Annotated in this window: 15 protein-coding genes; 11 read left to right on the forward strand and 4 right to left on the reverse strand. The window is 73.6% G+C overall.

The window, feature by feature from the left end:
• Window positions 1-551 precede the first annotated feature (551 nt).
• The gene (locus tag AB0M28_RS36580) at window positions 552-1,727 is read left to right on the forward strand and encodes an acyl-CoA dehydrogenase family protein (RefSeq protein WP_365414480.1); all 1,176 of its coding nucleotides are present in this window, start codon (window positions 552-554) and stop codon (window positions 1,725-1,727) included.
• Window positions 1,728-1,787: 60 nt separating this feature from the next.
• Here the strand turns inward: AB0M28_RS36580 and AB0M28_RS36585 are convergent, their stop codons facing one another.
• Window positions 1,788-2,231 (reverse strand): GNAT family N-acetyltransferase, encoded by a 444-nt coding sequence (locus AB0M28_RS36585; RefSeq protein WP_365414482.1) that lies wholly within the window; start codon window positions 2,229-2,231, stop codon window positions 1,788-1,790.
• Window positions 2,232-2,275: 44 nt separating this feature from the next.
• Window positions 2,276-2,596, reverse strand: coding sequence for a multidrug efflux SMR transporter (locus tag AB0M28_RS36590; protein WP_365414484.1), 321 nt, complete (start codon window positions 2,594-2,596; stop codon window positions 2,276-2,278).
• Window positions 2,597-2,692: 96 nt separating this feature from the next.
• Here AB0M28_RS36590 and AB0M28_RS36595 point away from each other — a divergent pair, with 96 nt between their 5' ends.
• From AB0M28_RS36595 to AB0M28_RS36610, 4 genes are all read left to right on the forward strand, one after another.
• Window positions 2,693-3,268, forward strand: a complete 576-nt coding sequence (locus tag AB0M28_RS36595; RefSeq protein WP_365414486.1) for a helix-turn-helix domain-containing protein — start codon at window positions 2,693-2,695, stop codon at window positions 3,266-3,268.
• Window positions 3,269-3,439: 171 nt separating this feature from the next.
• On the forward strand, window positions 3,440-5,113 hold the full coding sequence (locus AB0M28_RS36600; protein ID WP_365414501.1) for a BCCT family transporter: 1,674 nt from the start codon (window positions 3,440-3,442) through the stop codon (window positions 5,111-5,113).
• A gap of 112 nt (window positions 5,114-5,225) precedes the next feature.
• Complete coding sequence (locus AB0M28_RS36605) at window positions 5,226-6,347, forward strand: hypothetical protein (protein ID WP_365414488.1); 1,122 nt, start codon at window positions 5,226-5,228, stop codon at window positions 6,345-6,347.
• 20 nt (window positions 6,348-6,367) lie between these two features.
• Window positions 6,368-7,474, forward strand: a complete 1,107-nt coding sequence (locus AB0M28_RS36610; protein WP_365414489.1) for a phosphotransferase family protein — start codon at window positions 6,368-6,370, stop codon at window positions 7,472-7,474.
• A gap of 12 nt (window positions 7,475-7,486) precedes the next feature.
• Here AB0M28_RS36610 and AB0M28_RS36615 read toward each other — a convergent pair whose 3' ends face one another.
• Window positions 7,487-7,831: a DoxX family protein gene (locus AB0M28_RS36615; RefSeq protein ID WP_365414490.1), complete on the reverse strand. Its 345-nt coding sequence runs from the start codon at window positions 7,829-7,831 to the stop codon at window positions 7,487-7,489.
• A 104-nt stretch (window positions 7,832-7,935) separates the two neighbouring features.
• Between AB0M28_RS36615 and AB0M28_RS36620 the strand changes: the two genes are divergently transcribed.
• On the forward strand, window positions 7,936-8,532 hold the full coding sequence (locus AB0M28_RS36620; protein ID WP_365414492.1) for a TetR/AcrR family transcriptional regulator: 597 nt from the start codon (window positions 7,936-7,938) through the stop codon (window positions 8,530-8,532).
• 146 nt (window positions 8,533-8,678) lie between these two features.
• Here the strand turns inward: AB0M28_RS36620 and AB0M28_RS36625 are convergent, their stop codons facing one another.
• Window positions 8,679-9,083 (reverse strand): hypothetical protein, encoded by a 405-nt coding sequence (locus tag AB0M28_RS36625; protein WP_365414494.1) that lies wholly within the window; start codon window positions 9,081-9,083, stop codon window positions 8,679-8,681.
• 234 nt (window positions 9,084-9,317) lie between these two features.
• Here AB0M28_RS36625 and AB0M28_RS36630 point away from each other — a divergent pair, with 234 nt between their 5' ends.
• The 5 genes from AB0M28_RS36630 to fxsA all read left to right on the forward strand — a co-directional run bounded on the left by AB0M28_RS36630 (window position 9,318) and on the right by fxsA (window position 15,080).
• A complete protein-coding gene (locus AB0M28_RS36630) occupies window positions 9,318-9,758 on the forward strand; it encodes an Lrp/AsnC family transcriptional regulator (protein WP_365414496.1) in 441 nt (146 codons plus the stop codon).
• Window positions 9,759-9,914: 156 nt separating this feature from the next.
• On the forward strand, window positions 9,915-11,459 hold the full coding sequence (locus tag AB0M28_RS36635) for an amidohydrolase family protein (protein ID WP_365414503.1): 1,545 nt from the start codon (window positions 9,915-9,917) through the stop codon (window positions 11,457-11,459).
• A 718-nt stretch (window positions 11,460-12,177) separates the two neighbouring features.
• Window positions 12,178-13,728: an apolipoprotein N-acyltransferase gene (lnt, locus tag AB0M28_RS36640; protein WP_365414505.1), complete on the forward strand. Its 1,551-nt coding sequence runs from the start codon at window positions 12,178-12,180 to the stop codon at window positions 13,726-13,728.
• Window positions 13,728-14,495: a polyprenol monophosphomannose synthase gene (locus AB0M28_RS36645; protein WP_365414497.1), complete on the forward strand. Its 768-nt coding sequence runs from the start codon at window positions 13,728-13,730 to the stop codon at window positions 14,493-14,495. Before lnt ends, AB0M28_RS36645 begins: the two co-directional genes overlap by 1 nt.
• A 3-nt stretch (window positions 14,496-14,498) precedes the next feature.
• Window positions 14,499-15,080 carry an FxsA family membrane protein gene (gene fxsA, locus AB0M28_RS36650; RefSeq protein ID WP_365414499.1) on the forward strand — a complete coding sequence of 194 codons (582 nt, stop codon included), beginning with the start codon at window positions 14,499-14,501 and terminating at the stop codon, window positions 15,078-15,080.
• The last annotated feature ends 180 nt before the right edge of the window (window positions 15,081-15,260 follow it).

Genomic DNA, 15,260 nt, shown 5'->3' on the forward strand with positions numbered 1-15,260 from the left:
GCGGCGCCCCGTGCACGGCCGGCTGGCGGAGCGGGCCCGGGCCGCAGGCGCTCCGTAACCGCGCGCGGCCGACCGGGCCCCAGGCCCCCGCCGGAGGCGTCCCGTGACTGCGCGCGGCTGACCGGGGAGCGGGCCCCGCCGCAAGCGCCCCGTGACCGCGTACGTCCGACCGGGCCCGAGGCCCCCCGCCGGAGGCGCCCCGTGACCGCGCACGGACGACCGGGGAGCAGGCCCGCGCCGTGACCCAGTACGGCTGACCGGGCCCGTGGCCCCCCGCCGGAGGTGTCCCGTGACCGCGTACGTCCGACCGGGCCCGAGGCGCCCCGCCGGAGGCGCTCCGTGACCGCGCACGGACGACCGAGGAGCAGGCCCCCCCGCCGGAGGCGCTCCGTGACGCCGCACGGCCGATCGGGGATACTCCTGGCGTTCCGCGCCGGTTTGGCCGCTCTTCCGTGATCCGGGAGGCGACGATCGGCGCGGAACCGCACCCCGCGCGGCCGCGACCCCCGGCCGTGCCGGACGACGCACCCGAACAGGGAGGAGAGCGCCGCATGCCCGACCACGCCGCGCAGCCCGTGGAACGCCGGCTGCCCACCGAGGAGGCCCGGGATCTGCTCGGCCTCGTCCGCGAGCTGATCCAGCGGGAGATCAGGCCCACGGCCGCCGAGGAGGAGGAGGCCGGCCGCTTCCCCCGGGACCTGTTCCGGCTGCTCTCCGACGCCGGACTGCTCGGCCTGCCGTACGGCGAGGAGTTCGGCGGTGGCGGCCAGCCGTACGAGGTCTACCTCCAGGTCCTGGAGGAGCTCGCCGCCGCCCGGCTCACCGTGGGCCTCGGCGTCTCCGTGCACACCCTCGCCTGCCACGCCCTCGCCGCGTACGGGACGAAGGACCAGCAGGCCGCGCGGCTGCCGGCGATGCTGGGCGGCGGGCTGCTCGGCGCGTACTGCCTCTCCGAGCCGGCGTCCGGCTCCGACGCGGCGGCGATGACGACGAAGGCGGTCCGGGACGGCGACGACTGGGTGCTCACCGGCACCAAGGCGTGGATCACCCACGGCGGGATCGCCGACTTCTACACCGTCCTCGCCCGCACCGGCGCCCCGGGAGCGCGCGGCATCACCGCGTTCCTGGTGCCCGGCGACGCCCCCGGCATCTCGGCGGCCGCCCCCGAACGGAAGATGGGCATGAAAGGCTCGCCCACCTCCCAGGTCCACTTCGACGGCGTCCGGATCCCCGACGCGGCGCGGATCGGCGACGAGGGCCAGGGCTTCTCCATCGCCCTGGCCGCGCTCGACGCCGGCCGTCTGGGCATCTCGGCCTGCGCGATGGGCGTCGCGCAGTCGGCGCTGGACGAGGCGCTGGCCTTCACGACGGACCGGCGTCAGTTCGGCCGCCCGCTGGCGGACTTCCAGGGACTGCGGTTCATGCTCGCGGACATGGCGACGGCGATCGAGGCGGGCCGTGCGCTCTACTTGTCGGCCGCCCGCCGCCGGGACGCGGGCCTGCCGTTCGCGAAGGAGGCGGCGATGGCCAAACTGTTCTGCACGGACGCGGCGATGAAGGTCACCACGGACGCCGTCCAGCTCCTCGGCGGCTACGGCTACACGGCCGACTTCCCCGCGGAGCGCTACATGCGCGAGGCGAAGGTCCTGCAGATCGTCGAGGGCACGAACCAGATCCAGCGCGTGGTGATCGCCCGCCACCTCGCGGGCCCGGAGACGCCGCGCTGAGCGGCCCCGCGACCGCGCGCCGAGCGCCCCCGATACGGCCCGCCGAGCGCCCCCGGAACGTCAGGAAGGGCGGGCGAGATAGCCGGTCTTGGCATCCGCCGAGAACCCGCACGCCCGGTAGAACGCGTGGGTGGAGGCCCTGCGCGAGCCCGTCATCAGCATGGCCTTGTAGCAGCCCGCGTCCCACGCCGCCCGCAGCGTACCGGCCATGATCCGCTTGCCCAGTCCCGTACCGCGGAGCGACTGCTCGACGACGACGTTCTCGATCACGGCGTACGGGGCGGCGGACCGCGACAGGTTCGGGATCACGTTCAGATAGGTGGTGGCTACGACGGCCCCGTCGGACTCCAGCACGAACAGACGCAGCTCCGGCGCGGCCAGGATGCGCGCGTACACGTCCGCGTCCGACCCGTCCCGCAGGACGGGGTCCGCCGGCTGGAGTTGCCGGTACAGGCGCATGACGGCGTCGAAGTCCTCCGGACCCGCCTCGCGGAACACGCTCATGGCCGGGAGCCTATCGATCCCGGCCACCGCGCCCGCCCGCGGGATCAGCCGCCCGCCGTCAGCCGCGCCAGCACCAGTCCTCCCACGATCAGCGCCAGCGCCGCGATCCGCCCCGGCGAGAGCGGATCATGCTGGACCACCACGCTGAGGGAGATAGCGCCCACCGTCCCGATGCCGGTGAAGACCGCGTACGCCGTGCCGACCGGCAGGTCCCGCATCGCGCGGGAGAGGAGGTAGACCGCGGCCGCCCCGAGGACGAAGCAGACGAGCGTGGGCAGCGGGCGCGTGAAGCCGTTCGTGGGCTTGATGCTCTGTGCCCAGACCACCTCGACGATCCCCGCCGCGATCAGGGTCAGCCATGCCATGGGAGCGCACCTCCGGTCGACGGGAAGCGGACACCGTGTCCGCTTCCTCGACAGGGCTAACTGGACGGGTCGTCCGTTTATTTCTAGGCTGGCCGCATGAGCGAAGCCGACCCCCGGCCCGAACGCGCCGACGCCGCGCGCAACCGCGCCCGCGTACTGGAGGCGGCCGCACGGCTCTTCGCCGAGGCCGACCCGGAACGCGTCACCATGGAGGACATCGCCCGTGCGGCCGGCGTCGGCCGCGGCACCCTCTACCGCCGCTACCCGGACCGCGCGGCGGTCGCCCGCGCCCTGCTCGACCAGCACGAACGCGCCCTGCAGGAGCAGTTGCTGCGCGGCGCCGCCCCGCTCGGCCCGCAGGGCGACGCCCCTCCCGCCGAGCGCCTCGCGGCCTTCTACGACGCGATGACCGACCTGCTCGAACGCCACGGCCATCTGGCCCTCGGCGCGGAGACGGGCGCCGCCCGGTTCGCCACGGGCGCGTACGGCTTCTGGCGCGCCCACGTCCGCGCCCTCGCGGCCGCGGCGGGCGCCGAGGACGCCGACGTACTCGCCGACACCCTGCTCGCCCCGCTCGCGCCCGAGCTCTACCGCCAACTGCGGGCGCGCGGCGTCAGCCGCCGGCGCGTCGCCGCGGACCTGCGGCGCCTGGCCGAACACCGGCTCGGCTGACTCTCCGTGGACGGCCCGGACGGCCTGTTGGTCCCCGGAGTTCGATTCGCTCTGTGATAGGGCCTTAGGGAGACGTGACGATATTCGTCCCGTATTTCCCGAAAGGCGGCACCGTTGGCGCAGCAAGAGCAGGAAACGGAGGACCGCGGCGGCGGCGGGCAGAGGTCGCCGGTGATCGCGGACCTCACCGTCCGCGCCGACCGGCACCACCACGCCCGTACCGACCGGTTCGTCTTCGGTGTCACGGCCGTCCTGACCGTGGCGTTCGTCGTCTGGGGAGCCACCGCCACCGACAGCCTGGAGGAGGTGTCCAGCGACCTCCTCGACGCCCTGATCCGGGACGGCGGCTGGGCGTTCATGCTCGCGGCGTCCGGCTTCGTCGTGTTCGCGCTGTGGCTGGCGATCAGCCGCTACGGGCGGATCACCCTCGGACTGGAGGGCGAGGAACCGGAGTTCCGCACCGTGTCCTGGATCGCCATGATGTTCAGCGCCGGCATGGGCATCGGCCTGATGTTCTACGGCGTGAGCGAACCGCTCGCCCACTACGGCACCCCGCCGCCCGGCACGCACCCCGTCGACTCGGCGGAGCGGATGCAGACCGCCATGGCCACCACGCTCTTCCACTGGACGCTCCACCCGTGGGCGATCTACGCCGTGGTCGGTCTGGGCATCGCGTACTCCACCTTCCGGCGCCGGCGCCGGCAGACCATCAGCGCCGTGTTCGTCCCGCTGATGGGCGAGCGGCGGGCGTACGGCGGTCCCGGCCGGGTCATCGACATCCTGGCCATCTTCGCGACCCTGTTCGGCTCGGCGGCGTCGCTGGGTCTCGGCGCGCTCCAGATCGGCAGCGGCTTCACCGAGCTGGACTGGATGGAGAAGGCCGGCACCGGTCTGCTCGTCGGCATCATCGCCGTGCTGACCGTGGCGTTCGTCCTGTCCGCCGTCTCCGGTGTGGAGAAGGGCATCCAGTGGCTGTCCAACATCAACATGGTGCTGGCCGCGATGCTGGCCCTGTTCGTCTTCGTGGCCGGCCCGACGATCATCGTGCTCGACCTGCTGCCCACCTCCGTGGCCGCGTACTTCGACCAGCTGTGGCAGATGGCCGGCCGTACGGAGGCGACCAGCGGCGACGACATCCACGCCTGGCTGGGCAGCTGGACCGTCTTCTACTGGGCCTGGTGGATCTCCTGGACGCCGTTCGTCGGCATGTTCATCGCCCGGATCAGCCGCGGCCGGACCATCCGCCAGTTCGTCGGCGGCGTCATCCTGGTGCCCAGCACGGTGAGCCTGATCTGGTTCGCGATCTTCGGTGGTACGGCGATGAAGCTCAGCGAGCAGGGCGAGCTGGCGGGGAAGTCCACCCCCGAGGGTCAACTCTTCGGCGTACTCCAGGAGTTCCCGCTCACCGGCGCGATGAGCCTGCTGGTGATGATCCTCGTCGGGATCTTCTTCGTGTCGGGTGCGGACGCCGCCTCGATCGTGATGGGCACGCTCTCCCAGCGCGGCACCCACGAACCCACCCGCCCCGTGGTGGTGTTCTGGGGCGTGGTGACCGGCGCGGTCGCCGCCATCATGCTCCTCGTCGGCAACGGCCAGGGGGACGCCCTCGCCGGTCTGCAGAACCTCACCATCCTGGTGGCGGCGCCCTTCGTGATCGTGATGATCCTGATGTGCGTGGCGCTGATGCGGGACATCCGCCACGACCCGCTCATGCTGCGCGGGGAGGCGGGCGCGGAGGCCGTCGAACTCGCCGTGATCGCGGGCCACGAGAAGTACGACGGCGACTTCGAGCTGCGCATCGGACCCAGCACCACGGACTCGGAGGAGGTCACCCGGGCGAGCTGACAACCGACCGCCGGATGGTTGCCGGTGTCCGGAGTCTGGCCGCGCCCGCCGACCTGACGTACCGTCAGATCGGCGTAGCCGCCCCTCTCCCGACCGCAGCCGGAGGCGCCCCGTGACCGACCGTCCCGTGCCGCTCGACGAGTACCCCGTCCACCAGGCCCCGCTGTCGATGCGGTACGTCGCGACCAGCGACCGCAACGCCTACGACCGGTGCATCTTCCACGTCTTCGACCACCACGGCCGGGCGCTGCTGATCCTCGGCCTCGGCGTCTACCCCAACACCGGCGTCATCGACGCCTTCGCCACCCTGCGCCTCGGCGACCGGCTGCACGCCGTCCGCGCCTCCGACGCGCTCACCGACGACCGGATGCGCATGGCCGTCGGCCCGTTCACGATCACCGTCGACGCGCCCCTCGAACGCTTCACCCTGCGCTGCGACGCCGATCCGGCGGACCCCGAGGCGCTGTCGTACGACCTCACCTGGCAGGGCGACTTCCCGCCCCTGTGGGAACCCCACCACACGATGCGCCGGGGCGACCGGCTGATCCTGGAGGGGCGCCGCTTCGTCCAGGCGGGCACGCCCGGCGGCGTGATACGCGTGCGGGGCGAGGAGATCGCCGTCGGCGGCGGCGAGTGGACCGGCACCCGGGACCGCAGCTGGGGAGTGCGCCCGATACCCGGCGAGGACGGCGGCAGGTCGGGGGAGGAGCACATCCCGGAGGGGTTCCACTGGCTGTGGTGCCCGGTCCGCTTCGAGGACCGCTTCGTGATGGTCCTGGTCCAGGAGGACGCCGACGGCTACCGGACGACCGGCGACGCGGTCGAGGTGCGCACCGGGCGGCCCGACGCCCAACTCGGCTGGCCGCACGCCGACATCACGTACCGCTCCGGCACCCGCCACCCCGAACGGGCCGTCATCCACCTCACCGACCGCAACCGCAAACCCCTCGAACTCACCGCCGAGATCCTCGCCTCCTCCCCGCTCTCCGTCGGCGCCGGCTACCCGCCGGCCGACGAATGGAGCCACGGCACCTGGCGCGGGCGCGGCTGGTGCGACCGCCGCGTGTACGACCTCTCCGACCCCGCCGCCCATCCGCTGGCCGCCTTCGGCGTCACCGACCACGCCGCCCGCTTCACCCTCGACGGCGCGACCGGATACGGGATCTTCGAGCACGGCTCCTTCGGCCGCCACGACCCGAGCGGCTTCACCGGCTACGACTCCGTCGCCCCCTGACCCCGACCGGGAGGACCGCCATGGCCGCGACACCCGAAGCACCGAAGCTCCGGCGCACCACCCGTGACCCCGGGGAGCTGACCCGCCGGCTCGCCGCCTGGCTGGCCGGGGCGCAACCCGGAGCGCGCCCGGTCGACGTCACCGTCCCGGACTCCAACGGCATGTCCAGCGAGACCCTGCTCTTCGGCATCGCGTACGACGGCCCGCCCGCGGGCCCGGTGTCCTGCGCGCTGCGCCTGGCAGCGGACCCGGCCGCGTACACGGTCTTCCCTTCGTACGACATGGCCCGCCAGCACCGCGTGATGCGCCTGGTCGCCGAGCACACCGACGTGCCCGTGCCGGCCGTGCACTGGCTGGAGCGCGATCCCGGCGCGCTGGGCGCGGAGTTCTTCGTGATGGAGCGCGTCGAGGGCCGGGTGCCGCCGGACGTCATGCCGTACACCTACGAGGGCAACTGGCTGCACGCCGCGACCGACGCCGAGCGCGAGCGGCTGGAGCGGGCGAGCGTCGCCGTCCTCGCCCGGCTGCACGACCAGGTGCCGGTGAAGGAGGCGGGCTTCCTCGCGGGCGGCGGAACGGGCAGTCCGCTGCGGCAGCACGCCGAGGCGCTGCGCGCGTACTACGACTGGGTCGTCGACGGCCGCCCCCGCTCACCCGCGATCGAGCGGGCCTTCGCCCGGCTGGCGGAGCTGTGGCCGGACGACGAGGGCGAGACCGTGCTCAGCTGGGGCGACGCCCGGATCGGGAACATCATCTACGACGGGTTCGAACCGGCCGCCGTCCTCGACTGGGAGATGGCCGCCCTCGGCCCGCGCGAACTCGACCTGGCCTGGGCGATCTACCTGCACCGCTTCTTCCAGGACCTGACCGTGCTGCTCGGCCAGGACGGCCTCCCGGACTTCTTCCGCCGCGACGCGGTGGAGCAGCGCTACGCCGAGCTGACCGGCCACACACCCCGGCACATGGACTTCCACACGCTGTACGCCTGCCTGCGGCACGCGATCGTGATGCTGCGCGTGGGCTACCGCCAGATCCACTTCGGCGAGGTCGCCCCACCGGCCGACCCCGACGACCTGATCATGAACCGCGCGGCCCTGGAGGCGATGACGGAGGACCGCTACTGGTGAGCCGCCGCGGGCTTACGCGAGCAGGAGCAGCAGCTCCGCCGCCGCGAGCGCGAGGAGCACCAGCGGCGTCGGCAGGTGAGCCGTGTCGCGGCTTCGTACGTGCGCCGCGCAGGCGAGCAGGAAGTAGCAGGTCAGACAGGCCGCCGCGGCGACCCCCAGAGGCTTCAGGAACAGGCCCGCGAGGAGTCCGGCGGCCCCTGCCAGGAGCAGGCCGGCCAGGGCGTTGAGCCGCTCCTCCGGCACCCCCACGCGGGCGTAGCCCGCGACGACGTCCGGACGGTGGGAGAGCTTCAGCGCCGCGGACACGGCCAGGAGTGCCGCGAGGACGACGGCCACGATCACGATCGCGGTGAACACGTGCCTCACCTCGTTCGGGTTACCGGCATCGTGAATCTAATCATCTGTACAATTTCACCGTACCGCGGATCCGGTCAGCTGAGAACCCCGGGAACGGAGCGACGATGAGCCCGCAGCGCAGCAACCGCGCCGAACTGATCAACGGCACCCTGCGCTGCCTCGAGCGGCTGCCGCCGGAGCGGATCACGGCGCGCGTCATCGCCGAGGAGTCCGGGGCCAACATCGCGTCCATCACGTACCACTTCGGCTCCAAGGACGCGCTGGTCACCGAGGCGGCGATCGCCGGACTCGACCGCTGGCTCACCGAGGTCGCCGCGGCGCTCGCCGGGGTGGATGCGCGATCGCCGGCCGACCGGTTCCGCCTCGCGGGGCAGGCGGTCGAGGCCACGCGCCTGCGGCATGCGGGGCTGGCCCGCAGCTACCTCGCCGCGCTGGCACGCGGCCGGCACGACGAACGGATCCGCGCCACGCTGGCGGAGGGCTTCCGCCGGGCGCGGCCCGAGGTCGCCGGCCTGCTGGGACTCGGGGCCGACCGGACGGGGAACGACGCCGCGGGTCTGGTACTCGCGCTCTTCCACGGCCTGATGATCCAGGTACTGCTCGCACCCGACCTCGCCGTCGACGAACCGTACGCGTCAGCCGCGTACGCCCGCCTGCGCACGCTACTGCCCGAGGACGGGAAACCCGAACCCGCGCAGTGACGCCGAAGCCCGTCTTCCCGGACGCCGTGGGGTTTCAGTGCCGACGACCCGCAGGCGGTCTTCCGAGCTGTGTCCTCTCCGTCCCGTACGGGGGTCCGGGGGCGAAGCCCCCGGAAGGTCTTCCGCCGGGCACCCCGCCGGAGGCGCTAGTGGCGCCGCATCCCCGGGATGCGGAAGCGGACCGGCTTCGAGCCGGGGCCTCCGACGTGGGAGAACGGCTGGCGCCGCCAGTCGAGGCCCTCCGGGAGGGTCAGCAGCATCGCGGCCGCCTCCTGCTCCTCGGCCTCCACCGCGTCCCCCTCGGACGGGACGTCCGCCACGCCGCGGCCGGAGCCGGCGCAGACGGTGAGCCCGAACGGGTTCCACGGGGTGATCAGCCGGGCGTGCTCCGGCAGTTCCTCCTCACCCTCGAGGAGGGCGATCGGCTGCGCGCAGTCCGGGCAGACCACGCGGAACATCTCGTACGTCTCCAGCGGCTCGTCGACACCGTCGTCCCAGGTGTCGGGTGCTTCGAGCTGCGAGACGGACCCGAGTCGCTTCGGTTTCGCCATGTCTTTCCCCCTCGGGTAGGCCGACCAGGTGGAGTGGTCTCGACCACCCGAAGCATTTCCCTCACTAAGGGCGTCCTAATCCCCCACCGACCGCAGTGCGGACATCGGAGGTGTGGCGTTCGTCACATGCCGCCGGAATGTGGGCCCGCGGCATGCCCCGCGCGGCCCGCTGCGCCCCCGCGACCGCAGGGCTGATGTGCTGCGAGGACCCCCGCACGGGTAAGTTGATCCGTCGTGGAGGAGTTGGACAGACGCATCGTGGAACTGCTCGTCGCGGACGGCCGCATGAGCTACACCGACCTGGGCAAGGCCACCGGCCTGTCCACATCCGCCGTGCACCAGCGCGTCCGGCGGCTGGAGCAGCGCGGGGTGATCCGCGGTTACGCCGCGATCGTCGACCCGGAGGCCGTCGGCCTGCCGCTCACCGCGTTCATCTCGGTGAAGCCCTTCGACCCGAGTGCCCCCGACGACATCGCCGACCGGCTGACCGAGGTGCCCGAGATCGAGGCGTGCCACAGCGTCGCCGGCGACGAGAACTACATCCTGAAGGTCCGCGTCTCCGCGCCCTCCGAACTCGAGGAGCTGCTGGCCCGGATCCGCTCCCTGGCGGGCGTCTCCACCCGGACCACCGTGGTGCTCTCCACCCCCTACGAGGCGCGCCCGCCGCGCGTCTGACGTTCCAGGACGCGGGCGCGACCCCCGGGACGGGGGCGCGGCCGGCGTGACCCGTTTGACCGACCGAGGCTGCTGAGGACCGTGACGAACAAGGCCCGTACCGTGCTGCTCCGCGGCGGGGAGATCCACACTCCCGCCGATCCCTTCGCCACGGCGATGGTCGTCGAGGGCGACAGCGTCGCCTGGGTGGGCTCCGAGGGCGCCGCCGACTCCTTCGCGGACGGCGTCGACGAGGTCGTACAGCTGGAGGGGGCCCTCGTCACCCCCGCGTTCACCGACGCCCACGTGCACACCACGGCCAACGGACTGGCCCTGACGGGCCTCGACCTGGCCGGCGCCGAGTCCCTGGCCGACGCCCTCGCCCGTATCCGCGCGTACGCGGCCGCCCGCCCCTCGGACCGGGTCCTGCTCGGCCACGGCTGGGACGACACCCGCTGGCCCGAGCAGCGCCCGCCGTCGCGGGCCGAGCTCGACGAGGCGACGGGCGACCGGCCGCTCTACCTCTCGCGCGTGGACGTCCACTCCGCCGCCGTCACCACCGCGCTGGCGGCCGCGGTGCCGGACCTGCCCGGCATCGACGGCCACCACCCGAGCGACCCCGTCTCCCGCGACGCCCACCACGCCGTGCGCACCGCCGCGTACGGCACCCTCAGCCCCGCCCAGCGCGAGGAGGCGCAGCGCGCCTCGCTGGCCCGCGCCGCGGAGCTGGGCATCGGCTCCGTGCACGAGTGCGCCGGGCCCGACATCACCGGCGAGGCGGACTTCCTGGGCCTGCTGGCGCTCGCAAAGGAGTTCCCCGGCCCTCGGGTCGTCGGCTACTGGGGCGAGGCCGTCACGACGGCCAAGGACGCCCTGCGCATCCGGCACGACCTCGGCGCCCACGGCGCCGCCGGGGACCTCTGCGCGGACGGCTCCGTCGGCTCGCACACGGCGCACCTGTGCGAGCCGTACGCGGACGCCGCCCACCGCGGCAACGGCTACCTCGACGCCGAGGCGATCGCCGCGCATCTGGCGGCCTGCACCGAGGCGGGCATCCAGGGCGGCTTCCACGCGATCGGCGACGCGGCGAACGAGGCCGTCGTCGCGGGCGCCCGGCTGGCCGCCGAGCGGCTGGGCCTGGAGCGGGTACGGGCGCTGCGGCACCGCGTGGAGCACGCGGAGATGCTGACCCCCGAGACGATCGCCGGGTTCGCGGAGTTCGCGCTCACCGCGTCCGTACAGCCCGCGTTCGACGCCTTCTGGGGCGGTGCGGAGGGCATGTACGCCGAGCGCCTGGGCGCGGCGCGGGCGGCCACGCTCAACCCGTACGCCGCGATGCTGCGCGCCGGCGTCCCGCTCGCCCTGGGATCCGACGCCCCGGTCACCCCGCTCGACCCCTGGGCGGGCGTGCGCGCGGCGGCCTTCCACCGCACCCCGGAGCACCGCGTCTCCGTCCGCGCCGCGTTCACCGCGCACACGCGGGGCGGCTGGCGGGCGATGGGCCGCGACGACGCGGGCACGCTCGTGCCGGGCGCCCCGGCGGACTACGCGGTGTGGACGGCGGGCGACCTCGTCGTCCAGGTGCCCGACGAGCGCGTCGCGAACTGGTCCACCGACCCCCGCTCGGGCACCCCGGGCCTGCCGGACCTCAGCCCGGGCAGCGAACTGCCACGGTGCCTGCGGACGGTGGTCGGGGGACGGGTCGTCCATCTGCGGGCCTGAACGGGCCCGAACGGTCCGCGGGCGATCAGAAATGGTCTCGGAATGATCACGAAGTAGCCGCCCCGCGCTCATGAAGCGGGGCTGAACGGGTGATTGGCGATCTTCAAATGAACCCGGGGGTGGCCTGCCACTTCCCGGGACCATTTGACGATCATGGCGCTGACCTGCTGCTTCGGCAAGACACCCCAGACGGCGCGGCTGTTGACACGGAACGGGCGGCGGCCGGTAGTTTCGGCCAGGTCCACCACCGGACGTCCGGCCGCGGAATCTCCTCGCACAGCCGTCGTCGTACGGACGCTGAGCCCCCGTTGGGTCTGGACGGAGTGCCGCACCGGTTCGCCGTCACAGGGAGCCAGCTCCAGCGTCTTCGGCACGGGGGTGAGGAGCGTTTGCCGCCGGCCGGCGGGTGTGACCCGGGTGGGGCCCGGACGCTCAGTAGACAACGGCCCTCGGTCGATCCGCAGCCGGCGGATCCCAGGTCGGACCGAAGGGCGCCGGGCCCCGGACCGCGTTCCGCGGCCTTGTGACGAGGTCGGCGATGACCCAGGGGCCCCTGCCGTTATACGGTCACTCCATCACCGCACGACCTGCAGGAAGGCCAGCGACCGTGCACTCGGGCCCCGACACCGCCTCGACCGTCCCGCCGGACACCCAGCCGGCACCGGAGACGCCCGGGCCTGCCCCGTCCGACGGATCCCGCCCCGGGCGCCCGCGCCGTATGCGGGCCGCCGTCCGCCGGGTCCTGCCGGCCACGGGCGTCGCCGCCGTCGCCGGCCTCGCGCTCGCCTTCGCCTTCCCCCCGTACGGCGTCTGGCCCCTGTCCCTGCTCGCCGTGGCGGCGCTGGCCCTGGTGGTGCGCGGCCGGACCGCGAAGCAGGCGTGCTGGCTGGGCTTCGCCTTCGCGTTCCCGTTCTTCCTCGTCCTGCTGAAGTGGCTGCACGTCATCGGCTGGGACGCCACGATCGGCCTGTCCGCGATCCAGGCGGCCTTCTTCCTCGCCCTCGGCCCCGCGCTGGCCGCGACCTCCCGGCTGCCCGCCTGGCCGCTGTGGGGCGCCTGCCTGTGGGTCGCGGAGGAGTGGGCCCGCGACCGGATACCGTTCGGCGGCTTCCCGTGGGGCCGGCTGGCCTTCGCCAACACCGACTCGCCCTTCACCCCGCTCGCCGCCATCGGCGGCGCCCCGCTCGTCACCTTCGCCGTGGCCCTGTGCGGCTCGCTGCTGGCCGCCGCGACGCTCGCCGCCTGGCGGCTGCGCGGCCGGCCCCGTAAGGCCGCAGCCCTGCGCCCCGTCGCCGTACCGGCCGTCCTCGCCGCCGCGGCCGTGTGCGCCGGCTTCGCGGTCCCCGTGCCGAACGACGCGGACGACACCGTCCGGATCGCCGTCGTCCAGGGCAACGTGCAGCAGCCCGGCATGGACTTCCTCGGCCGCCCGATGAAGATCCTCAACAACCACGTCGAGGCCACCGAGAAGCTCGCCGCCGACGTCCGCGCGGGCAGGACGCCCAAGCCCGACCTGGTCCTGTGGCCGGAGAACGCCTCCGACCTCGACCCCTTCAAGTGGCCCGAGGCGTACGACGCCATCGACGGCGTGGTGAAGGACATCGGCGTACCGATCCTCGTGGGCGCCCTCGTCGAGCACCCCACCAAGGAGGGGTACGTCGAGAACCAGGGCATCGTCTGGGACCCGGTGAAGGGCCCCGGCGCGTCGTACACCAAGCAGCACCCCGTGCCCTTCGGTGAGTACGTGCCGTTCCGCGAGCAGCTCAGCAAGATCATCACCCGGCTGCAGCGCGTGCCCCGCGACTTCTACCCCGGCGACCACACCGGCGTCCTGCAGACCGGCCCCGCCCGCCTCGGGGACGTGATCTGCTTCGAGGTCGCGTACGACGAGATCGTCCGCGACACCGTCAACGCCGGCGCCCGCGCGCTCGTCGTCCAGACGAACAACGCCACCTACGGCAACACCGGCCAGCCCGAGCAGCAGCTGGCCATGTCCAAGCTGCGCGCCGTGGAGCACGGCCGGGCCATCGTCACCGCCGCCACCAGCGGCATCAGCGCCATCGTCGAGCCGGACGGCACGATCCAGCAGCAGACCGAGGAGTTCACCCAGGACGTGCTCACCGCCGAGCTGCCCCTGCGGGACGACAAGACCGTCTCCGACCGGCTGGGCCCGGCTCCGGAGTGGGCGCTCGCTATCGTTGGCCTGGTGTCCTGCGCAGCCGCCTACGTCCTCGGCCGGCGCGCCCGCAAGCAAGGAGAGGGCCAGTAGTGAACCAGGATGGGCGGCGGCAGTACGGGCCGCTGGGCCGCGTACTCGTGATCATCCCGACGTACAACGAGGCGCAGAACATCGGACCCATCGTGGAGCGGGTGCGGGCGTCCGTGCCCGAGGCGCACGTGCTGGTGGCCGACGACAACAGCCCCGACGGCACGGGCAAGCTCGCCGACGAGCTGGCGGCGGAGGACGACCACGTCCACGTCCTGCACCGGGCGGGCAAGGAGGGCCTCGGCGCGGCGTACCTCGCGGGCTTCCGGTGGGGCCTGGACGAGGGCTACGGCGTGCTCGTCGAGATGGACGCGGACGGCTCCCACCAGCCCGAGGAGCTGCCGCGGCTGCTCACCGCGCTCAAGGGCGCGGACCTCGTGCTCGGGTCGCGCTGGGTGCCCGGCGGGCGGGTCGTCAACTGGCCGAAGCACCGCGAGGTCCTCTCGCGGGGCGGCAGCACGTACTCGCGGCTGATGCTCGACGTCCCCATCCGGGACGTGACCGGGGGCTACCGGGCGTTCCGGCGCGAGACGCTGGAGGGGCTGGGGCTGTCCGAGGTCGCCTCGCAGGGGTACTGCTTCCAGGTCGATCTCGCGCGGCGGGCGACGCGGGGCGGCTTCCACGTCGTCGAGGTGCCGATCACCTTCGTGGAGCGGGAGCGCGGGGACTCCAAGATGAGCCGCGACATCGTCGTGGAGGCCCTGTGGCGGGTCACCGCCTGGGGCGTGGGCACGCGCGCGCGGCAAATCCTGGGCCGCAGGCACACTTGATACATGAGCACCCCCCAGCCTTACGACGGACCCGCCGGTCCTCCGCCTCCGCCCCCTCCGTCCGCGCGTCCGCCGCGGCGCCGGGGTCCGGCCCGTTTCGCGCCGCTGGTCGTCGCGGCGTGGGCCGTGCTCGAGATCTGGCTGCTGCTGTGGGTCGGATCGCGGATCGGGGCGCTCGGGGTCGTGCTGCTGCTCCTGGCGGGGGTCGTGGTCGGCGGTTACGTCATCAAGCGCGCCGGGCGCCGGGCGTGGCGGGGGCTGGCGGAGTCGCTGCAGCCGCCGGCGGCGGGTGATCCTGCGGGGGCGCGGCCGGACGGGTCCGGCAACGGGCTCACGATGCTGGCAGGGCTGCTGCTGATGTTCCCGGGCTTCGGGTCGGACGTCCTCGGGCTTCTGCTGCTGCTGCCGCCCGTGCGTGGGCTGGTCCGCCGCTGGGGTGACCGGGTGATCGCGCGGTCCGCGCCGCGGGGTGGTCCCCTCGGGGACCTGAACACGGCGTTCACGCAGGCGCGTATCCACCGCCCGGACGGCAAGGTGGTCCAGGGCGAGGTAATCCGCGACGACGACCCGCCACCCACGCACTGACCCCGCCCCTTCGCGGGCGGCGCCACCTCTCACGCCTGGACGGCCCTGGTCCTCAATGGCCAGCCGGGCTGGGTTCGCTCCCTCCACCCCGACGCCCGGCGGCCGGGGTGTCGGCGCCGCGCGCCTCGCCCTCAATCGCCGGCCGGGCTACACGCCGCGTCACGCCGCGGGGGCTCCGCC

Origin of the sequence: Streptomyces sp. NPDC051940, from assembly GCF_040680895.1 — a bacterium.
Taxonomy (GTDB): domain Bacteria; phylum Actinomycetota; class Actinomycetes; order Streptomycetales; family Streptomycetaceae; genus Streptomyces.